This is a genomic window from Halomicroarcula saliterrae (assembly GCF_031624395.1).
In the GTDB taxonomy this organism is placed as follows: Archaea; Halobacteriota; Halobacteria; order Halobacteriales; family Haloarculaceae; genus Haloarcula; species Haloarcula saliterrae.
Genome location: NZ_JAMQON010000003.1, coordinates 452173 through 470021, shown reverse-complemented (window position 1 = coordinate 470021; position 17849 = coordinate 452173). Strand labels below are relative to the sequence as shown.

The window sequence follows — 17849 nt, the reverse complement described above, 5'->3', positions numbered from 1 at the left end:
TCCGCTACGAGGCCGCTCGCACGCTCGCGGCCTCGCTAGGTCCCGTGCTGCCAGGAATCCATATACTCGGCCTGCGTCTCGGTCAGGGCGTCGAACTCGACACCTTCGGCCTCCAGTTTGATCTCCGCGACTTCCTTGTCCAGCCTGTCGGGCACGTCGTGGACACCGGGACCGTACGCCTCGCCGTTCTCGACCATCTCGCGAACACAGACGGCCTGGACGCCGAAGCTCTGGTCCATCACCTCGACCGGGTGGCCCAGTGCGATGGGGGTCGCCAGATTCACCAGTCGACCCTCTGCCAGCACGTTCAGCCGACGACCGTCTGCCATCTCGTAGGCCTCCACGCCGTCGCGGGCCTCGTAGCGGTCGACCGCGAGGTCCGAGAGCGCGTCGAGGTCGACTTCCACGTCGAAGTGGCCGGCGTTGGCGAGCAGGACGCCATCCTGCATCGCCTCGAAGTGCTCCTCGACGATGACGTCGCGGTTGCCGGTCGTCGTGATGAACACGTCGCCCTCTTTCGCTGCGTCGGCCATCGGGAGCACGTCGTACCCCTCCATGTGGGCCTCCAGCGCGCGGCGGGGTTCGACCTCCGTGACGACCACGTCGGCGTTCTGGCCGCTGGCTTTCTTCGCGACGCCCTTCCCGCAGTGGCCGTAGCCGGCGACGACGACCGTCTTGCCGGCCCACGAGAGGTTCGTCGTCATCGCGATGGAGGCCAGCGAGGACTCGCCGGTGCCGTGGACGTTGTCGAAGAGGCGCTTCATCGGCGTGTCGTTGACGGCGAAGACGGGGTAGTCGAGCTGGCCGTCCTCGTCCATCGCGCGCAGGCGGTGGACGCCCGTCGTGGTCTCCTCCGCGCCGCCGACGATACTGTCGATGAGCTCGGGGTACTCCTCGTGGATTGCGGCCACGAGGTCCATGCCGTCGTCGACCGTGATAGTGGGCTCGTGGCCGATGACGGCCTCGATGGCGGCGTAGTACGCCTCGTCGTCGACGCCGCGCTCGGCGTAGGAGGTGACCCCCTCCACGGCGTCGAGGGCTGCGCTCACGTCGTCGTGCGTCGAGAGCGGGTTACAGCCGGTGATGGCGACCTCCGCGCCGCCGGCGGCCAGGATTTCGGCGAGAATCGCGGTCTTGGCCTCGACGTGCATCGCCATGCCGATTCGCTCGCCCTCGAAGGGCTGGTCGGCCTCGAACTCCTCGCGGAGCGAGTCACAGATGGGCATGTGCTGGGCTGCCCAGTCCATCTTCCGCCGGCCCGACTCACGGGCCTGTGCTACGTCTTCGAGTCGCTCAGAGATGGGCGCTGTCATGCCCGAGAAGAGGGACAGAGTTCGTAAAACGCTACCGAAGCCGCTCAGTTACCGCCGGCGTTGGCGTTCGCGGGTGGGCCGCGGGTGTCGTCGCTGTCGTCTTCAGAGTCGTCGTCCTCGTCAGCTTCGGAATCGTCTTCGGATTCGTCCTCGTCGTCTGCTTCGGAATCGTCTTCGGATTCGTCGTCCTCGTCAGCTTCGGAATCGTCTTCGGATTCGTCTTCCTCGTCTGCTTCGGCGTCGCTTTCAGAGTCGTCCTCCTCGTCCGCTTCACTCTCGTCTTCGGCCTCGGTCTCGTCGTCGTCGTTACCACAGTCTTCGGGCGGGCCGGCGTTCTCGGGCGGACCGCGCCGCTTGTCCTCGTCGGACTCGTCGTCGTCCGCGTCGTTACCGCGGTCCTCGGGCGGACCGGCGTCCTCAGGCGGACCACGCTTGTCGTCGTCAGCGGGCGGGCCGGCGTGGTCGGGCGCGTTCCCGGGGTTGTTCTCGGTGACGAACTCGGCGACCTGCTGTCCGACGTTGTCGGCGTCACCGGAGAGCAGCGACTCGACGAACGCCGAGACGCGGTCACCGAAGCTGGCGGTCTCGTTCCCGGCGGTCAGCTCCACCGTGGTCGACCCGGTCGCGTCGCCGGCGGTCGCGGTCACTTTCACCGTGACTGTCTCCTCGGGTGCGGGGAGCGAGACCGTGCCGTTCGCGTCGGTCGAGTAGGTCTCGTCCGTGCCCTCGTAGGAGCCGTTTTCGAGCGCTTCGACGGACACTGAGGCGTTCTCGACGGCAGTGCCGTTGCCGGTCACCGTCACCGTCGGTCCCGAGTTGCCGGCCTGGCTGACCGACACGTCGAGCGAATCGTTGCCTGCGGTGTTGGCCGCCGAGGCAGCGGCGGTGGCGGCCCCCGGTCCGAACGCGAACAGGACCAGACCCACAGTGGCCATAACTGCGAACAGTTTGGTGTGCATCACATATCCACCCTGGAAAGAGACCTGATTAAACCCCCCCTCCCGTTCAGTTCGTTCAGGTGGTCGTGGATTCCGACACGACGACCGCAGGGAAAGTTAGAGCGTTTATAACGGTGTATGAGAGTTTAATACTCATTCGGCCGCGCGGTCGATAAGCGCCCGGGCGCGGTCGCTCGCCCGGTCGCGGACCGCCCGCTCGTCGAACACCGTCAGATCGCGGTCCCGCATGAGCACGTCGCCGTCACAGACCGTGTGGCACACGTCGCTGCCCCGGGCCGCGTAGGCCAGATGCGAGACGAGGTCGTGGGCGGGCGTGAGGTGTGCCGCGTCGAGGTCCAGCACGGCGAGGTCGGCGTTCGCACCCGCCTCGATGCGTCCCGACTCGAAGCCAAGCAGGTCGGCCCCGTTCGCCGTGGCCATCTCGACGACCGCCCCCGCGGGGACGGCGCTGGCGTCGTCAGCGGCGAGTTTCCCGACCATCGCGGCGTCACGCATCTCGTCGAACATGTCGAGGTCGTTGTTCGAGGCCGCGCCGTCGGTGCCCAGCGCCACGGTGACACCGGCGTCGAGCAGTCGCTGGACCGGCGCCATGCCGCTGGCGAGTTTCATGTTCGAGGCCGGGCAGTGGACCGCGCCGGTGCCGGTCTCGGCCAGCAGGTCGATTTCGGTCTCGTCGACGTGGACACAGTGTGCGAGGAAGGTGTCCTCGCCGAGCAACCCCACGTCGTCGGCGTATTCGAGCGGCCGAGCGCCGTGCTCGTCGACGAGTGGTTCGACCTCGTCGGTCGTCTCGTTGGCGTGCAGATGGATGGGCAGACCCGCCTCGACGGCCTCGGGGACGAATTCCCGCAGGTACTCCTCACCGACGGTCGTCAGGCTGTGGGGCTGGAAGGTTGTCTTGATGCGCCCGTCGGCCGCGCCGTCGAGGTCGAGGGCCGTGTCGAGGCTTGCCTGCATGTCCGCCCGCGCACCAGCCTCGTCCTTCGCGACGGTGACGGCGGTGTGGCCCAGCACGGCCCGCAGGCCGCTCTCCTCGACGGCCGCCGCTATCTCGTCGACGTGGAAGTACATATCCGAGAGCGCCGTCGTCCCCGACCGAATCATCTCCACCAGTCCGAGCTCGGCGCCGACGCGGACGTCCTCGGGCGTCAGTTCGGCCTCGACCGGCCAGATGTCCTCCTGGAGCCACGCGTCGAGGGGCTTGTCGTCGGCGTACCCTCTGAGGAGCGTCATCGCGACGTGCGTGTGTGCGTTGACGAGTCCGGGGATGACGAGCCCGTCGCTGGCATCGAGCGTGTCGTCGCCGGTCAGTTCGCCGGGGTCGTCGACAGCGAGGATGTCGCCGCTGTCCTGGTCGACGAGCACGTCGGCGCGTTCGACTGTCGTATCGGGCCGCAGTACCTGACCGCCGGCAACGAGGAGTTCGGTCATGGGACGGGATTCTGGCTCCCGGTGCCTCAATCTGCCGGGTTCGGGTCGTCGCCGTCGGCCCGCTCGCGGAGCCGATCGAGACGCCGGTTCTGTGGAGGCTGGGAGTGCAGGACTGTGGCGAGTCGCCCGTGCGTGGACTCCGGCTGGCCACACTCGTCGAGCCACCACTCGAACAGCGCGAGCAGCTCCCGCGCGCCGACCCGGTCCGCCGTAACGCGATCGGCGCGATAGAGTTTCGCGCTGAGTCGCCAGAGCCCGGCGACGACACCCGCGGCCAGGGCCGCCAGAGCGAGGAGCGTCCGGAGAGCGGAGAGCGGCGAGAGCGGCGAGAGCAAGAACGCACAGCCAAGCAGACCGCCGGAGAGGATAGCGGTCCGGCGCTCGGTAAACCCCGTCCGACAGATGGCGTCCAGATGGGAGAGCGCGACGCGAAGCTGTGAATCGTCCGCGTTCGAGAGGAACTGCTCGGCGACGAGCACCGTGCGACGACCCGGGATTCCGAAGTAACTCATCCCGAGCAAGGGGGACCGCTCACTGTCCAGAACGGAGACCGCGTGGGGTTCGAACTCGACGGCAGCGGACGCCGCTTCGAGGCGCTCGCGCTCCTCTTCCCGCAGCGGTCGCGTCCAGTGGGTGAACCGGACGATCTGTGGGGAAAGCAGGTGCCACAGTGCCCGCAGCGTCGCCAGTGTCGCGAGGAGCCCGGCGAGTCCGAACTGCGGCCACCAGCGGACTGTCAGCAGCGGCGTCAACACGAGGGCGTAGACGAGGAGCGAGCGAGCGAGCCTGCCGAGCAGTTCGGGGGCGGTGCGGTCCGTCTCGGTGGCTGTGACGATGGCGAACGCGAGCGGTGCGTAACAGAGGAGTGTCCCCCCAGCGAGCAGCCCGGCGAAAAGGGCGGCGACGCTGACGGTCCCGACAAAACGCCAGCCGCCGGCCGGAAGGGCGACTGCGAGGCCTTCGTTGAGGAGGCCGGCGTTGCTGCCGACGAGAACGAGGGCGGCGACCGTAGCGAAGGCCCCCAACACCGTCCCCCCAGCACTGTCCAGCATCGCCGCTGCACGCTCGCTGTCGTAGCGCCGGACTCGCCGCGCGTAGAGCGTCGATGCGACTACCAGACTCACCAGAACGAAAGTCGCCAGTGTGAAAGAGACTGGACTCACCAACAGTTTCAGCTAGTAGGCCGCGAAACAAAACGCTGTGCTTCCGGGCCGGTCCGCGGTGTGTAGTCGAACGCCCAGTGCACGGACGGCTGGCCCGCAACGGCGTACCCCATCCGTCAGCGTCTTTCCGGTCGAGCGCCTCCGTCCGGTATCTAATGGGTGTCAGCGACCGGGTCCGGGGCGTCGTCAGCGACTCGCGGGCTGGCAACCCCTACCGCCTGCTCGCGGCCGTCGCGGCCGGCTGGTTCCTCGTGCTGGGGATGCGTTTCGTCGTGCCCGCCGTCCTCCCCACCATCCGCGCGGAGTTCGGCATCTCCAACACTCGGGCCGGCATCGCGGTCACCGTCCTCTGGCTCACCTACGCCGCGATGCAGTTCCCCGCCGGCGTCTACATCGACCGCGTCGGCGAGCGGGCGCTGCTCGTCGGGTCGGCGCTGCTCTCCGGCGTGGGTCTGCTCGGTTACCTCGCCTCGCCGACCTACACCCTGTTCGTGCTGGCCACCGCCGGGTTCGGCCTCGGAACCGGACTCTACGGACCGCCGCGTGGCACCCTGCTCTCGCGGACCTTCGACGACAGCGAGGGGGTCGCCTTCGGCGCGGTGATGGCCGCCGGCTCCGTCGGCTCGGCAGTGCTGCCCCTCGTCGCCGCGCTGGTGACCACCCGCTACGGCTGGCGCGTCGGCCTCGCGGCGGCGGTCCCCTGCTTCGCGCTCGTCGCCGTCGCGCTCTGGTTGAGCATCTCCGACCGGGAGACGGCCACGGCGGACCGCTCGCTGCGGGCCGACCTCCGGGCGGTCGTCGATGGGCTGAGCGACCGACGGCTCGCCGTCGCCGTCGTCGGCGCGATGGTCATGCTGGTCGTCTTCCAGGCCGTGACGGCGTTCCTGACGACGTATCTCGTCGCGACGCGGGACTTCTCCCAGGGGACCGCCGGAGCCCTCCTCTCGGGACTCTTCGTCGGCGGCGCGCTCTCACAGGCCGTGACCGGCCGATTGGCCGACCGTTACGGCTCGCCGAAGGTGCTGGTCGGGGTCACGGTCGTCAGCGCCGTTCCGCTCGCGCTCGTGCCAGTGCTCGAAGGACGGCTCCTCCTCGGCCTCGGCGCGACCGCCATCGGCGTCCGGATGAGCTCCGGCCCGCTGACGAACGCCTACATCGTCGACCTGCTCCCCGACCCCGTCGAGGGGACCGGCTGGGGCCTCTTGCGGACCGGCTTCTTCTCCGTCGGCGCGATGGGGTCGACAGTCGTCGGGGCGTTCGCCGACCGCGGCCTGTTCGACCTCTCCTTCTACGTGATGGCCGCGCTGACGCTGCTCGCGGGTGGGCTGTTTCTGTCGTTGCCACGGCGGGAGTAGGACCGTAGCCCGTGTTTCGTCGGACGCCCAGAACGGTGTCCCGTCAGAATCGGGGACAGTCACTCCTAGCAGGGTCGTCTCGTCGTCGCCGACAGAGCCAGCAACGGTTACTAGAGGGAAAGACAGTAGGCCCGCCGCCGCGAGGGTCCGGATATGCGAATCGCCGTCCCCAACAAGGGTCGTTTGCACGAACCGGCCGAGGACTTGCTCGAACGGGCCGGCCTCCACATCGTCGACGGAGCCGACCGCCAGCTGTACGCCGACACCGTCGACCCAGAGGTGACGGTGCTGTACGCCCGCGCGGCCGACATCCCGGAGTACGTCTCGGACGGCGCGGCCGACATCGGCATCACCGGGCTGGACCAGGTCCGCGAGTCCGAGGTCACGAACCTGGCGGAGCTGCTGGACCTCGAGTTCGGGAGCTGCCGGCTTGTGCTCGCCGCGCCGGAAGAGGGCGACATCGAGACCGTCTACGACCTCGACGGCGGCACTGTCGCCACGGAGTTCCCCAACATAGCGAAGGCGTACTTCGCCGACCTCGACGTCACCGTGGACATCGCCGAGGTCTCGGGCGCGACGGAGCTGACGCCCCACGTCGACATCGCCGACGGCATCATCGACATCACCTCGACGGGGACGACGCTACGGATGAACCGGCTGGGTATCATCGACGAGGTGCTCGCCTCCTCGGTTCGGCTGTTCGCCCGCGAGGACGTGGCCGACGACGAGAAAGTCCAGCAGGTCGAGATGGCGCTGCACTCGGTGCTGTCGGCGGAGGGCAAGCGGTATCTGATGATGAACGTCCCCGAGAACGCAGTTGCCGACGTGAAGGACGTGCTTCCGGGGATGGGCGGCCCGACAGTGATGGACATCGCCGGGAGCGACGACGTCGCCGTCCACGCCGTCGTCGACGACAGCCACGTCTTCGAGACCATCAACGACCTCAAGCAGGTCGGGGCGAGCGACGTGCTCGTGACCGAAATCGAGCGCCTCGTCGAGTGAGCTACCGGAGCGGTTCGCTCGGAACGGGTCAGGCACCGGCGTAACGCTCTCGCACCCAGATAGACGGCATAGTCAAGACGATTCGTGTCTCGGAGGAGCCCCACGAGCGACTCGCCGCGCACGAGCGAGGAGACGAGACGATGGAGGGGACGCTCCGTCGCATGACACGAGGACCACAGCCGGAGGGCGTCGCAGGCCTTCGCTCCGCGTCAGAAGCCGACGACGCAAAGGCTGCCGTCGAAGAACTCCAGACGCGTGACGACGACCGATTCGAGGACGCCTCCGCCAAGGGAAGTGGATGGAACTATATAGCTGGCATCGCACCGACAGGTGTGGTCGACGGCGAAATCCTCCGGCGTATCGATATATTCCTCCTGCTGACCGGCGGCTGGTTCGTCCTGAGCCTCGTGGTGGCGAGTATCGCGGTGATGGCGCTCGACGTGTTCCTGGGGTTCCTCTCGCTCGCAGTCGTCATCCTGACGACGGCTGTGGGCGTCTCCTCGTATCTCCGGTCGCGTAACTAGCCCGCCTCCCCGGTTCTCTCGCACAGCCGCGCAAGATATTTACCCTGAGTAGGCAAGCCATCTCGCATGGAGTATCTCGTCACCGGCGCGACGGGACTAGTCGGCTCACACGTCGTCCACCAGCTCGTCGACGCCGGCCACGACGTCGTCGGGGTGACGCGCTCGGCGTCGAACGCGAGCCATCTGCCGAGCGAGGTCACGGTCGTCGAGGGCGATATCACGGACAAAGAGAGCCTGCGTGAACCGATGACAGGCGTCGACGGCGTCTTCCACATCGCGGCGTGGGCCTACGTCGGCCCGGGGCCGGAAAACGAGGCCACGGCACAGCGCGTCAACGTCGAGGGGACGCGGAACGTGCTGGAACTGATGGACGAACTGGCCGTCCCGAAAGGCGTCTACACCAGTACGGCGGGTTTCTACGACGACACGGGCGATGAGCCGGTCGACGAGTCCGACGACCCGACGAAACCGTCCTCGCCCGTCTACCTCCGCACGAAGTGGGAGGCCCACTACGAGGTCGCGCGGCCGATGATGGACGACGGGCTCCCGCTCGTCGTCGTCCTGCCCGGCAACGCCTTCGGGCGGTGGGACAAGCCCTACGGGACGAACCGCGGCGTCCTGCGGGACTACCTGCAGGAAGACCTACCGATGGTCCCCCGCGACTGGGCGTTCCCGTTCGAGCACGCCGCCGACACCGCCAGATCACACGTCCGGGCGATGGAGCGAGGCGAGCCGGGCGAGGAGTACATCGTCGCGGGCGAGACGCGGACGATGGCGGACATGTTCGCCCTGGCCGAGGACATCACCGGCGTCCCGGCACCCCGGACGGCCCCGTCCTCGGTGTTCGGCCTCATGGCCGGCGCGATGGGGGTCGTCGAGCGCGTCGCGACGCCGCCCGAGGGACTCCGGGCGGAGACGCTCGCGTTCCTGAGCGGCAAGGACGTCGCGGTCGACAACTCGAAGGCGAAACGGGAGCTCGGCATCGACCACCGGCCGCTCGAAGACGGCTTGCGGGAGTACTTCGAGTGGGAACGGGAGCAGCTGGCGACGGAGGCGTGACTCACCCGTCCAGCCGCCACAACGCCAGCGCGAACGCGAGCCCGACCAGCGGGAACGCGGCCAGACCGACGAAGGTCCCCCGAACGCCGACGGCCGACAGCAGATACCCCGAGATAGCCGCGCCGGCCGCGCCGATACCGAACGAGCAGAGGTACGTGTAGCCATACGAGAGCCCGCGGTCGCCGGGCGGGCTGTACTCGGCGATGGTGGCCTGGTAGAGCGGCTGGAGCGTAAAGAGGAGAAAGCCAAGCAGCGCGCTGACCGCCAGCAGCGGCGCCACACCGGCCTGTGCGGCGGGGACGAAGAGGACGGCGACCACCGCGAGGCCGGTAAAGACCGCCGCCAGCCCGGTCGGCGTCTCGATGCGGTCGGTGAGCTTCCCGCCGACGTACTGACCGCCGATACCGACCGTCAGGAGGCCCGCATAGAGGTAGAACGCGAGGTCGAACTCGGCGGCGAGCGCGCTCCCGGCGAACAGGCCGAACACGTCGCCGACCGGCGGGAGAAAGCCCCCGAGTACGTCCGGGAGGAAGGTGAGCGTCCCGCGATAGAAGAGGCCGTTGGCCATCACGACGAGCATCGCGAGCGTGAAGCCGGTGGTAAAGAGCGCGCGGCTGTCGGCCAGAAAGGCGCCGAGGGAGTTCGGCGGGCCGTCGGCCGCGTCCCCGCCGTCGGCACTGGGCGCACCGTCTTCCGGACTCACCGCCGCCGTCTCGTCGAACTCGGCGGTGCGGGCGTAGGCCACGGCGGCGACGGCGGGAGAGACGAGTAGGGCGACCACGACGCGCCAGTCGGCCACCAGCAAGAGCAGGGCGGTGACGAGCGGGCCCAGCGCGATGCCGGCGTTGCCGGCCATCCCGTGGTAGGCGAACCCGCTGCCGCGTTCCTCGACACCAGTCGAGATGAGCGCGAGCCCCGCGGGGTGGTAGACGCTAGCCGAGAGCCCCCACAGGCCCAGCGCGACGGCGATAGCCGGGACGTTCGGGGCGACGCTCAACAGGAGAAAGGAGGCGCCCATGCCGACCAGACAGGCGGTGACGAGCCGGTTCGAGCCGTAGCGGTCCGTCAGCACGCCGCCCGGTAGCGCGCCCGCACCGAAGAGGGCGTAGCCGACGGCGACGACAGTCCCCAGCAGCGCCGTCGAGACGGGGAACTCGGTGAGCCAGACGACGACGAGAATGGGAATAGAGAGCTCGTAGGTGTGGACGAGCGCGTGGGCCAGCCCGGTGAAGGTGACGATAGCGCGGTCGTTTCCGTCCATCTAGATGAGGCCGAAAATGTTGTTCAGCGCGAAGCCAAGCACGGCGGCGAAAGCCAGATGCAGCGCGACGAGCGGCGCGGTCGACCCCGTCGAGAGGCGATAGGAGAGGCTGATGCCGATACCGTCGGCGATGAGCGTGGCCACGACGACGACGAGCACGCCGATGCTGGGCGAGACGAGTCCCGAAGACACGCCCCACTGCTGGAGCAACATCGAGACGATCGCGGGGACGAGGGCGGCCTTCGCCGCCAGCTGCGTCGGCGTCTCCCCGATGAAGAAGGTCGCCGCTAGATGGAGCGTGACCGCGTAGAACAGCCACGTGAGCAAGAGCGTGACGACGACCGCGAGGACGCCGCCGCCCGTCAGACTCGGCGTGCCGGCCTGAAGCATACCCGTCTCTTGGTCGCCCCGGCGTTTGTGCGTTTTGCTACGCCTGATCGCCCGCGTCTCAGTCCAGCAGCCCGAGCTCTTCGAGCCGGGAGACGATCTTGTCGACGGCCTCCTTGGCGTCGTCGGGCTTTTTCCCGCCGGTGATGACGAGCTTCCCGGAACCGAAGAGGAGCGCGACGACGTCGGGCTCGTCGAGTCGATAGACCAGCCCGGGGAACTGCTCGGGCTCGTACTCGATGTTCTCCAGCCCCAGGCCGATCGCGATGGCGTTGAGGTTGAGGTTCCGACCCAGGTCCGCCGACGTGACGATGTTCTGGACGACGATTTCGGGGTCGTCGTCCACCTGAATGTTCAGATCGCGGAGCTTATCGAAGACGATGCGCAGGCTCTGGTGGACATCGTCGGTCGATTTCGCGCCGGTACAGACGATTTTACCCGAACGGAAGATCAGCGCCGCGGACTTTGGGTCCTGCGTGCGGTAGACCAGTCCCGGGAACTGCTCTGGATCGTAGTCGGCACCCTCGAGGTCCATCGCCACGCTCTGGAGGTCGAGCTCCTGGCCGATACCGGTCGAGGCGACGACGTTTTCGATGTTGATGGTCTCCTTGGGGTCAACCATATCTCGACTTAAAACACGTATTTAACCTTTATAAAGGTTCATGGCATGGACTGACAGTCAACCGTCCGAACACCTCTGAAACCCGACTATAAATCATTTTAAATACGGCCCGTCGCTCCCGCTGTGGTCCGCGTTCGCTCGGCCGACCGCCCGTCGAGTCCCCGAGTCGTCCGGCTATTAGGGCCGACCGGCACGCTGATACCGCCGCGGGAACAGTCCTTGAGCGTGTACGTCCTCGAACTCGGCGGACAGGACGACCCCTTCGCGCGGCGGGAAGCCGCGAGCGCGGCCAGCGGCGTCTCGCCGCTCGCGCCCGGGCTCGCGACCGCTCGCGGCGTCACCGACCGCGTCCGCCACCTCGCATACACCCACAGAGCCTGCGAGCTCGTCGGGACCGGCGAGCCGGATATCGCGAGCGCGGCCGCGGTCCTCGACGCCGCGACGCTCGCGCGCGAGGGAACCGTCGCGGTCCGGGCCGTCGACGTGCGCGCGAGCACCCGCGTCGACAGCCAGCGGGCCGAACGCGAACTCGGCGGCGTCCTCACTGACCGCGGGTTCGCCGTCGACCTCGACGACCCCGACCACACGCTCTACGCGTACTTCTCGGACCCCGCTGGCGACGACGAGACCGGCGACGACGCGGGCGAGCCCTGCTGTGCGCTGGGCTGGGCCGCCGTCGAGAGCCGGCGCGATTTCGGCGGCCGCCAGCCGACCGAGCGCCCCTTCTTCCAGCCCGGCAGCATGGCCCCGCTGGAGGCCCGCGCGCTGGTCAACATCGCCGGCGCGCGACCCGACGCGACCGTCGTCGACCCGATGTGTGGCACCGGCGGCCTCCTGCTGGAGGCCGGGCTCGTCGGCGCCCGCGCCGTCGGCGGCGACGCACAGGAAAAGATGGTCCGTGGCACGCGCCGGAACCTCGGCCACGTGCTCGACGGCGACGGCCACCCCGACCCCGCCGTGTATCCCGAACCGGGCGACTGGGACCTCTTCCGCGCGGACGCGGCGCGTCTCCCGCTCGCCGACGGGGTCGCCGACGCCGTCGTGTTCGACGCCCCCTACGGCCGTCAGTCGCGCATCGAGGGCGAGCTCGACCCCCTCGTTTCCGGTGCGCTCGCCGAGTCCCGCCGCATCGCGCCCCGGTGCGTGCTGGTAGCCGACCGCGACTGGCGCCACCTCGCCCGCGAGGCCGGCTGGACCGTCGCCCAGCTGTTCGAGCGCCGCGTCCACCGGTCCCTTGTCAGGCACGTTCACGTGCTGAAGTGACCGTTCGTCCAGTTGTAGTGGACGAACGTCCACTGTTGGGGAGTGGTAACAACGTTTAAGCTTCCCGGATAGACATACTGTGACAGTATGCCACGGTGGTCAGACCCCGCGCCATGTGACGACGACGAACGGCTCTTCGAGTGCCCGGAGTGTGGAAAACGGCTCTGTAGCGACCGCTCGACAGTGAGCTGTGACAGGTGCGGCGTCGAGATGCAGAACCTCTCCGTTCCCCGACCGCAGTAGTTCACGTCGCTTACCGGGCCTGGGCCGACCGACGAAGGACCTCCGCTCTATCTCTCCGCGGACACGAGCTATCCTGACGGGACTGTCTAGCTAGTACGTCGTCACGTCAGTGAGAGCCGTCAAGCAGGTCGAAAACCGCGTCCGAATCCCCGTCCATCCGCGTCAGTATCGACCGAACACGCTCCCGAACGGCCGCCTCGGGCGTGACGAGCACCATCCCCTCGTCGGGCTGGCCGTAGACGACGTATCCCGTCTCCGGGACCATGAGAACCGCCGGCAGCGCCGCCAGGTCCTCCTCGCCCTCGACGTCGACGAGCGTCGTGTCGTCGCTGTCGAGGCCCGCACGCATCGTATCGAGCAGTTCGCGGGTGAGCGTCCCTGCCGGATTGGCGACCTCGACGGTCCGGTCGAAGCCGGTGATGGCCTCGGCCACGTCGCTGTCGACCGCCGACCGCTTGGTCTTCTCGTCGACCAGCGCGAGGTGGGGCACCCGTCCCGCTTCGAGCAGGTGGTAGGTCACCATATCGCCGACGGCGACCAGCGGGTCGCCGGCGTCGGAAAGCAGCGCCGCTGGGTCGGTGTAGATAGGCCCCATCGGCTCCTTGAGTTCGCCCCGTAACGGGGCAGGAAGTTCGAGCAACGTTAGCGGACTTTCAGCGCGTACTGGCCCGGTTCGGTCACTTCCATCTCGGCGGCGATGTTCGACTCCTCGGGGTGGGCGATGACGACGTAGCCCGCCCAGTCCTCGGTCAGCGAGGTCCCGCCACAGGCCTCACACTGGCTCTCGATTTCGGCGCCCTGCACGCGGTGACAGTCGCGACAGACGAGTCGGTCAGCCATCAGCTATCACCGACTTCCGCCGTCCCCTCGCGTTTCTTACGCTCCTCCTTGAGCCAGCCGTGCTTGCCCAGGCCGACCTGCTTCGCCGTGAGGCCGATCTTCGAGTCGCGGGGGTTGCGCTCGTCGATGCTCTTGGTGACGATGCGGGCTCGGACGGCGTCGCCGACCCCGAGCGTGCGGTTCGATTCTCTGGACGCGAGCTGCTGGTTCTCCTCGTCGTATGCCAGATACTCGTCCGATATCTGGGAGACGTGGAGCAGCCCGTCGACCGGCCCGATGCCGATGAAGGCCCCGAAGTTGACGACTTCGACGACCTCGCCGTCGACGACCTCCTGCATCTGGGGGTCGAACGTCAGGGCGTCGAACTCGGCCTCGTAGTAGACGCCGGGCTTGTTCGGGAGGACGGCGCCGTCACCGATGTCGTGGACCTCGATGACGGAGACGACGCTGCCGACGTCCTCGTCCATCCGGCCCTCCAGTTTCTCCTGCAGGAGCGTCTTGACCATCGACGGACTCACGTCGGCCAGATGGCGCGGCGGCACTTCGACTGTATCGCGTAGGCGTACCCGTTTGTACATGTTATGGTTGAGTGATACCCAGTTTGTTCCGGCCCCTTAAACTAATTACTGGAATCCCTGCGTCGAGCAGGCGGTGTTTGAGGGGTTTATCGTTCGTCACGGCGTGTGTCACGTCTTCGCGCGCGGCCAGTTCGAGGACGGCGTCGTCCGCGTAGTCGGCCTCGGTCTCGGCGAGCGAGCACCGGTCGAGCAGGTCCCGACCGACCGCGGCCGCAGTGGCCTCTGTGCCGGCTCCGTCCGCCAGTTTGTCCAGCTCCGCACGGACCGCTTCGGGGGCGAGATAGCCGGCCGCGTCGGGGAGGAGCCTATCGAGTTCCTCGAAGAGGCGGACCTCGCATTCGACCGGCATCATGAGTGCGTTCGTGTCGAGCACTATCATCCACGCAGTGTGCCGACACCGATGAGCCGCCAGCGGGCCCCCACACGTCGGTTTATCGCGATTTTCGCGCCCTCTTGGGCACAGACCGGCCGTTTGAGTGCGACCTCACACTCGCCCGACCGGGCGCTGGTCACGGAGCCGACGGTCGTCGCGGTACCGATGGTGAGCATCAGCGGCTCGCCGGTCGAGATGTCCTCGACCTCGCCGCCGTCGTCGCCGACGATGCGCTCCAGCAGGTCGACGTCCATCGTGAACTGCTCGTGGGTCGGCGGCAGACTGCCGGGCGGGCCGGCGACCTGCCCGGCCAGCGCGTCGCCTGTGGTGATAGCGGGGTCCAGCCCCGTCCCGACGCCGAGCAGCCCGCCCGGCGTCACTTCGTCCACGAAGTCGCCGCCCGACTGGAGCGAGCGCACGTCGGTGGTGACCGGTCGCCACTCCGTCTTGCCGCCCTCTTCGACCTCGCGGCCGGGGCGCAGTTCGATCTCGTCGTCGACCTCCAGCTTGCCCGCGACGAGCGAGCCGCCCAGAACGCCGCCCAGCAGGTCCTCGTACGTCGTCCCGGGGCGGTTGATGTCGAACGAGCGAGCGACCATCATGCGGGCGTCCGCGTCGGGGTCGCGCTCGGGAGTGGGAATCTCCCGCTCGATGGCGTCGATGAGCAGGTCGATGTTGGCCTCCTGGCCCGCGCTGATGGGGACGACCGGCGCGTCTTCGGCGACGGTCCCCTCGACAAACTCCTGTATCTGTTCGTAGTTCGCCATCGCCCGCTCCTCGTCGACGAGGTCGACCTTGTTCTGGGCGATGACGATGTTGTCGATACCGATGATGTCCAGCGCGCTGAGGTGTTCTTCGGTCTGGGCCTGTGGGACCGGCTCGGTCGCCGAAACCACGAGCACCGCGCCGTCCATGATGGCCGCGCCCGACAGCATCGTCGCCATCAGTGTCTCGTGACCGGGCGCGTCGACGAACGACACCGTCCGGAGGTGGTCGGTGTCGACGTCGTGGTCCTCACAGTGCTCGTCGACAGTGAACGCCTCGGGCTCTTCCTCCTCGGGACAGCGACGGAAGGTGGCGTCGGCGTAGCCGAGCCGAATAGAGATTCCGCGCTTCATCTCCTCGGAGTGCTGGTCGGTCCATTCGCCGGACAGCGCCTGTACCAGGGTGGTCTTGCCGTGGTCGACGTGACCGACGAGTCCGATGTTCACCTCCGGTTGGTTGTTCGATGTCATCTCGAGAGTAATCTTGGTGGAGATTCGCCACGTGCGACTGATAAACCTACTGTTTCGCCCCGCCGGCCGGACCTTTCGGTGGCGCAGTTCCGTAGCTGCATACGGACCAGCGCCGCCAGTTGCCGATGCTGCTCACCGCTGGCCCCTTTATCGGCGCGTGTCGCTCCCGGCCGCTCTCGACGTGGTCCAGCGACGCCGCGAAAACGCGGCAGCGCCCGGCTCGCGGCGGCCTGCCGGGTCGGCGAGCACACGGCTTTTGTCCGTTGCGCTCCTCTCTCCCACCGTGCGTGAGTTCGGGTTCGAGCTGGCGTTGTGTGCGGCCCTCGAAGGCGAGGACCGGCTGGTGAGCCGACAGCTCGGGGGCCACGTCCACGGGCGGCGCATCCTCGACACCGTCGTGGTCGAGGGAGCCGTCGGGGACCGGGCCGCCATCACGCCCGCCCGCATCCCGACGGCGGCCATCGAGGCCGACGTGGGGCCGGGCCGGGCCCGGTACTGGAAGGACGCCTTCGACTGTCACCCCGACCGGGCGGAGCGAGCCGTCGAACTCGCGGTCGAGCGGGGCTTCTTCGAGCGTGAGCGACGCGGCGGCCGGAGCTACGTCCGCCAGACCGCCCGCTACCCTGACTGGGTCGACCGCATCACCGCCGTCGAGAACAAGCCCGACCTGGACAGACCGGGCGACCTCGAAACCCAGTTACGGACCGACGTGTCGCTGGCGCTGGTCGACCGCGTGGTGCTGGCGACGGCGGATTACGTCACCCGCGCCCACCTCAACCGCATCCCCGAGGAAGTCGGCGTCTGGCGGTTCGACCCCGACAGCGGCGAGCGCGAGGTAGTCAGAGAACCGACGCAGCTGCCCGCCGACGGGCCGGGTGTCGAACTCGTCGAGCGAACGCCCGCCCGGACCGACGTCCGGCCCGTGACGGCCGCGGAGGTCGCCAGCGCCCGGACGCGGCTGGCCGAGCGGGCCTACGCCAAGGGGTGGCGGACGTTCGACTATCCGGCCTGTGGGCGCTGTTCGCCCGACGACGACGGGATTCCACACTGCGCGTGGAAGGGGCGTCCGGTCCGGGCGAGCGAGGAGTGCGGGAGCGACTGTGGCGGCTACGAGGCCGCCGAGGCGCCGTCGGTGGATATCGAGGGGCTGCGGGCCGAGCGGTCCCCGTGGCAGCCCGACCCGGACGGTTACCGCCGCCGGCAGTCGGGGCTGGACCGGTTTCGGTGAGCGGCTACTCCGTCTCGCTCTCGTCGTCGAGCCCCTCGGTGCCGCCGTCCCCGGCCTTTATCGGCGTGTACTCCTCGAAGTTGTCGGCGGTCACCTCGGGCGCCTCCGTGGCGACGGCGTCGGCGTGGCCGGTGCGGGCGCGGTAGTTGGCCGCGGCGGCGATGGCGACGCCGGCGGCGAGCCCGATAACGAGTACCCAGTCGATGTAGCCGACGGCCAGCCACAGTCCCGCGATGGCCAGCACGCCGCTGACGAGCGCCGCACCGCCGGCCTCGGCGATTCCGCGCGGTTCCATACGTGGTGTACTGTGAGCATCGTACATATAGCTCCGGCCCGTTTCACCGCCGCGAACGCGGTTTCATCTCACGACCCGTCGAGGAGCGACCGACCGAGATGGACCACCAGCGCCCCGAGACACAGCAACAGCGCACCACCAGTCACGACGAGCGAGTCGATGCCGAGACCGAACGCGAGGAAGATACCGCCACCGGCCAGTAGCGCCATCGCGCCGCCGGCGACGGCCGGCCGTCGAGGGACGGGAAGTCGGCGGCCCCGAATCCGCAGCGCGCCTGTGCCCACCAGTGCCACTCCGGGAACGAGCCCGAGGGCCACGAAGCCGTAGTCGAAGAACTGGAAGGAATCAGCCCAGGTGAGAACCTGATACACGCCGCCCTGGTAGCGCACAACATAGTAGCGGACATTGTCGCTGTAGCTCCACTCCGGCGGCCGGTTCGACTGGCCGTACGCCGTGTGGCGGCCGTCGGTGTCCACGGCCGCGTGGAACGCGGCCTGGGCCTCGGGGGAGAGCGCCGTGAACGGTGTCACCGGGGTAGCGTCGTCGATTACCGTCTCGTCGACCTGCGAGACTTCGTGTTCGCATTCTGCCACACCGGGATATGGGACGACGACGAAACTGGCGGCGATGAGCGCGGTCCCGACGAGAATCATCGCGAGTCCGGACAGCTGACCGCGGCTGAGGTCGACCATCGGAGAAACGTGCAGGTGGTCCCGAT

General features: G+C 68.2%; 21 protein-coding genes. 7 read left to right on the top strand and 14 right to left on the bottom strand.

The window, feature by feature from the left end; all coding sequences use genetic code 11:
- Nucleotides 1-35 precede the first annotated feature (35 nt).
- The 4 genes from NDI56_RS13625 to NDI56_RS13610 form a co-directional block, all read right to left on the bottom strand.
- A complete protein-coding gene (locus NDI56_RS13625; RefSeq protein WP_310920088.1) occupies nt 36-1313 on the bottom strand; it encodes an adenosylhomocysteinase in 1278 nt (425 codons plus the stop codon).
- A 44-nt stretch (nt 1314-1357) separates the two neighbouring features.
- Entirely contained in the window at nt 1358-2272 is a 915-nt protein-coding gene (locus NDI56_RS13620; RefSeq protein ID WP_310920087.1) for a hypothetical protein, read from the bottom strand.
- Between the two features lie 132 nt (nt 2273-2404).
- Nucleotides 2405-3703: an amidohydrolase gene (locus NDI56_RS13615; protein ID WP_310920086.1), complete on the bottom strand. Its 1299-nt coding sequence runs from the start codon at nt 3701-3703 to the stop codon at nt 2405-2407.
- Nucleotides 3704-3729: 26 nt separating this feature from the next.
- Nucleotides 3730-4827: a hypothetical protein gene (locus tag NDI56_RS13610; protein WP_310920085.1), complete on the bottom strand. Its 1098-nt coding sequence runs from the start codon at nt 4825-4827 to the stop codon at nt 3730-3732.
- Nucleotides 4828-5021: 194 nt separating this feature from the next.
- On the opposite strand from NDI56_RS13610, the gene NDI56_RS13605 reads away from it, so the two are divergent.
- The 4 genes from NDI56_RS13605 to NDI56_RS13590 all read left to right on the top strand — a co-directional run bounded on the left by NDI56_RS13605 (nt 5022) and on the right by NDI56_RS13590 (nt 8806).
- Entirely contained in the window at nt 5022-6221 is a 1200-nt protein-coding gene (locus tag NDI56_RS13605) for an MFS transporter (protein WP_310920084.1), read from the top strand.
- Nucleotides 6222-6374: 153 nt separating this feature from the next.
- Complete coding sequence (gene hisG, locus NDI56_RS13600; RefSeq protein ID WP_310920083.1) at nt 6375-7223, top strand: ATP phosphoribosyltransferase; 849 nt, start codon at nt 6375-6377, stop codon at nt 7221-7223.
- Between the two features lie 161 nt (nt 7224-7384).
- Nucleotides 7385-7747, top strand: a complete 363-nt coding sequence (locus NDI56_RS13595; RefSeq protein ID WP_310920082.1) for a hypothetical protein — start codon at nt 7385-7387, stop codon at nt 7745-7747.
- Between the two features lie 66 nt (nt 7748-7813).
- On the top strand, nt 7814-8806 hold the full coding sequence (locus NDI56_RS13590) for an NAD-dependent epimerase/dehydratase family protein (RefSeq protein ID WP_310920081.1): 993 nt from the start codon (nt 7814-7816) through the stop codon (nt 8804-8806).
- Between the two features lies 1 nt (nt 8807).
- On the opposite strand, the gene NDI56_RS13585 is transcribed toward NDI56_RS13590, so the two are convergent.
- Genes NDI56_RS13585 through NDI56_RS13575 form a run of 3 tightly spaced genes read right to left on the bottom strand, consistent with a single transcriptional unit; the run spans nt 8808 to nt 11076 of the window.
- Nucleotides 8808-10067 carry an MFS transporter gene (locus tag NDI56_RS13585; protein WP_310920080.1) on the bottom strand — a complete coding sequence of 420 codons (1260 nt, stop codon included), beginning with the start codon at nt 10065-10067 and terminating at the stop codon, nt 8808-8810.
- A complete protein-coding gene (locus NDI56_RS13580; RefSeq protein ID WP_310920079.1) occupies nt 10068-10457 on the bottom strand; it encodes a DUF7473 family protein in 390 nt (129 codons plus the stop codon).
- A gap of 58 nt (nt 10458-10515) precedes the next feature.
- Complete coding sequence (locus NDI56_RS13575; protein WP_310920078.1) at nt 10516-11076, bottom strand: TATA-box-binding protein; 561 nt, start codon at nt 11074-11076, stop codon at nt 10516-10518.
- A 225-nt stretch (nt 11077-11301) separates the two neighbouring features.
- Between NDI56_RS13575 and NDI56_RS13570 the strand changes: the two genes are divergently transcribed.
- Together NDI56_RS13570 and NDI56_RS13565 are read left to right on the top strand one after the other, a co-directional pair.
- Nucleotides 11302-12339 carry a THUMP domain-containing protein gene (locus NDI56_RS13570; protein WP_310920077.1) on the top strand — a complete coding sequence of 346 codons (1038 nt, stop codon included), beginning with the start codon at nt 11302-11304 and terminating at the stop codon, nt 12337-12339.
- Nucleotides 12340-12426: 87 nt separating this feature from the next.
- A complete protein-coding gene (locus tag NDI56_RS13565; protein WP_310920076.1) occupies nt 12427-12582 on the top strand; it encodes a rubrerythrin-like domain-containing protein in 156 nt (51 codons plus the stop codon).
- Nucleotides 12583-12688: 106 nt separating this feature from the next.
- Here NDI56_RS13565 and NDI56_RS13560 read toward each other — a convergent pair whose 3' ends face one another.
- The 5 genes from NDI56_RS13560 to NDI56_RS13540 are packed head-to-tail and all read right to left on the bottom strand — an operon-like array spanning nt 12689 to nt 15608.
- Complete coding sequence (locus NDI56_RS13560) at nt 12689-13177, bottom strand: GTP-dependent dephospho-CoA kinase family protein (protein WP_310920075.1); 489 nt, start codon at nt 13175-13177, stop codon at nt 12689-12691.
- A 47-nt stretch (nt 13178-13224) separates the two neighbouring features.
- Nucleotides 13225-13422, bottom strand: a complete 198-nt coding sequence (gene spt4 / locus NDI56_RS13555) for a transcription elongation factor subunit Spt4 (RefSeq protein ID WP_310920074.1) — start codon at nt 13420-13422, stop codon at nt 13225-13227.
- Complete coding sequence (locus NDI56_RS13550; protein ID WP_310920073.1) at nt 13422-14000, bottom strand: DNA-directed RNA polymerase; 579 nt, start codon at nt 13998-14000, stop codon at nt 13422-13424. The genes spt4 and NDI56_RS13550 overlap by 1 nt, the downstream gene beginning before the upstream one ends.
- A 1-nt stretch (nt 14001) precedes the next feature.
- Entirely contained in the window at nt 14002-14379 is a 378-nt protein-coding gene (locus NDI56_RS13545) for a DUF188 domain-containing protein (RefSeq protein ID WP_310920072.1), read from the bottom strand.
- A complete protein-coding gene (locus NDI56_RS13540) occupies nt 14376-15608 on the bottom strand; it encodes a translation initiation factor IF-2 subunit gamma (RefSeq protein ID WP_310920071.1) in 1233 nt (410 codons plus the stop codon). Before NDI56_RS13540 ends, NDI56_RS13545 begins: the two co-directional genes overlap by 4 nt.
- A 283-nt stretch (nt 15609-15891) precedes the next feature.
- Here NDI56_RS13540 and NDI56_RS13535 point away from each other — a divergent pair, with 283 nt between their 5' ends.
- Complete coding sequence (locus NDI56_RS13535; protein ID WP_310920070.1) at nt 15892-16836, top strand: DUF5787 family protein; 945 nt, start codon at nt 15892-15894, stop codon at nt 16834-16836.
- A gap of 4 nt (nt 16837-16840) precedes the next feature.
- Here NDI56_RS13535 and NDI56_RS13530 read toward each other — a convergent pair whose 3' ends face one another.
- The gene (locus NDI56_RS13530; protein ID WP_310920069.1) at nt 16841-17131 is read right to left on the bottom strand and encodes a hypothetical protein; all 291 of its coding nucleotides are present in this window, start codon (nt 17129-17131) and stop codon (nt 16841-16843) included.
- Nucleotides 17132-17199: 68 nt separating this feature from the next.
- Nucleotides 17200-17823 carry a DUF7979 domain-containing protein gene (locus NDI56_RS13525; RefSeq protein WP_310920068.1) on the bottom strand — a complete coding sequence of 208 codons (624 nt, stop codon included), beginning with the start codon at nt 17821-17823 and terminating at the stop codon, nt 17200-17202.
- Nucleotides 17824-17849: the final 26 nt, after the last annotated feature.

Excerpts from the sequence above, each read along its gene's own strand:
- NDI56_RS13615 (WP_310920086.1), bottom strand. The coding sequence starts at position 3,703 with ATGACCGAACTCCTCGTTGCCGGCGGTCAGGTACTGCGGCCCGATACG.
- spt4 (WP_310920074.1), bottom strand. The coding sequence starts at position 13,422 with ATGGCTGACCGACTCGTCTGTCGCGACTGTCACCGCGTGCAGGGCGCC.
- NDI56_RS13525 (WP_310920068.1), bottom strand. The coding sequence starts at position 17,823 with ATGGTCGACCTCAGCCGCGGTCAGCTGTCCGGACTCGCGATGATTCTC.
- NDI56_RS13550 (WP_310920073.1), bottom strand. The coding sequence starts at position 14,000 with ATGTACAAACGGGTACGCCTACGCGATACAGTCGAAGTGCCGCCGCGC.
- NDI56_RS13530 (WP_310920069.1), bottom strand. The coding sequence starts at position 17,131 with ATGGAACCGCGCGGAATCGCCGAGGCCGGCGGTGCGGCGCTCGTCAGC.
- NDI56_RS13605 (WP_310920084.1), top strand. The coding sequence starts at position 5,022 with ATGGGTGTCAGCGACCGGGTCCGGGGCGTCGTCAGCGACTCGCGGGCT.
- NDI56_RS13585 (WP_310920080.1), bottom strand. The coding sequence starts at position 10,067 with ATGGACGGAAACGACCGCGCTATCGTCACCTTCACCGGGCTGGCCCAC.
- NDI56_RS13595 (WP_310920082.1), top strand. The coding sequence starts at position 7,385 with ATGACACGAGGACCACAGCCGGAGGGCGTCGCAGGCCTTCGCTCCGCG.
- NDI56_RS13545 (WP_310920072.1), bottom strand. The coding sequence starts at position 14,379 with ATGATAGTGCTCGACACGAACGCACTCATGATGCCGGTCGAATGCGAG.
- NDI56_RS13590 (WP_310920081.1), top strand. The coding sequence starts at position 7,814 with ATGGAGTATCTCGTCACCGGCGCGACGGGACTAGTCGGCTCACACGTC.
- NDI56_RS13540 (WP_310920071.1), bottom strand. The coding sequence starts at position 15,608 with ATGACATCGAACAACCAACCGGAGGTGAACATCGGACTCGTCGGTCAC.
- hisG (WP_310920083.1), top strand. The coding sequence starts at position 6,375 with ATGCGAATCGCCGTCCCCAACAAGGGTCGTTTGCACGAACCGGCCGAG.
- NDI56_RS13580 (WP_310920079.1), bottom strand. The coding sequence starts at position 10,457 with ATGCTTCAGGCCGGCACGCCGAGTCTGACGGGCGGCGGCGTCCTCGCG.
- NDI56_RS13565 (WP_310920076.1), top strand. The coding sequence starts at position 12,427 with ATGCCACGGTGGTCAGACCCCGCGCCATGTGACGACGACGAACGGCTC.
- NDI56_RS13625 (WP_310920088.1), bottom strand. The coding sequence starts at position 1,313 with ATGACAGCGCCCATCTCTGAGCGACTCGAAGACGTAGCACAGGCCCGT.
- NDI56_RS13575 (WP_310920078.1), bottom strand. The coding sequence starts at position 11,076 with ATGGTTGACCCCAAGGAGACCATCAACATCGAAAACGTCGTCGCCTCG.
- NDI56_RS13560 (WP_310920075.1), bottom strand. The coding sequence starts at position 13,177 with ATGGGGCCTATCTACACCGACCCAGCGGCGCTGCTTTCCGACGCCGGC.
- NDI56_RS13620 (WP_310920087.1), bottom strand. The coding sequence starts at position 2,272 with ATGCACACCAAACTGTTCGCAGTTATGGCCACTGTGGGTCTGGTCCTG.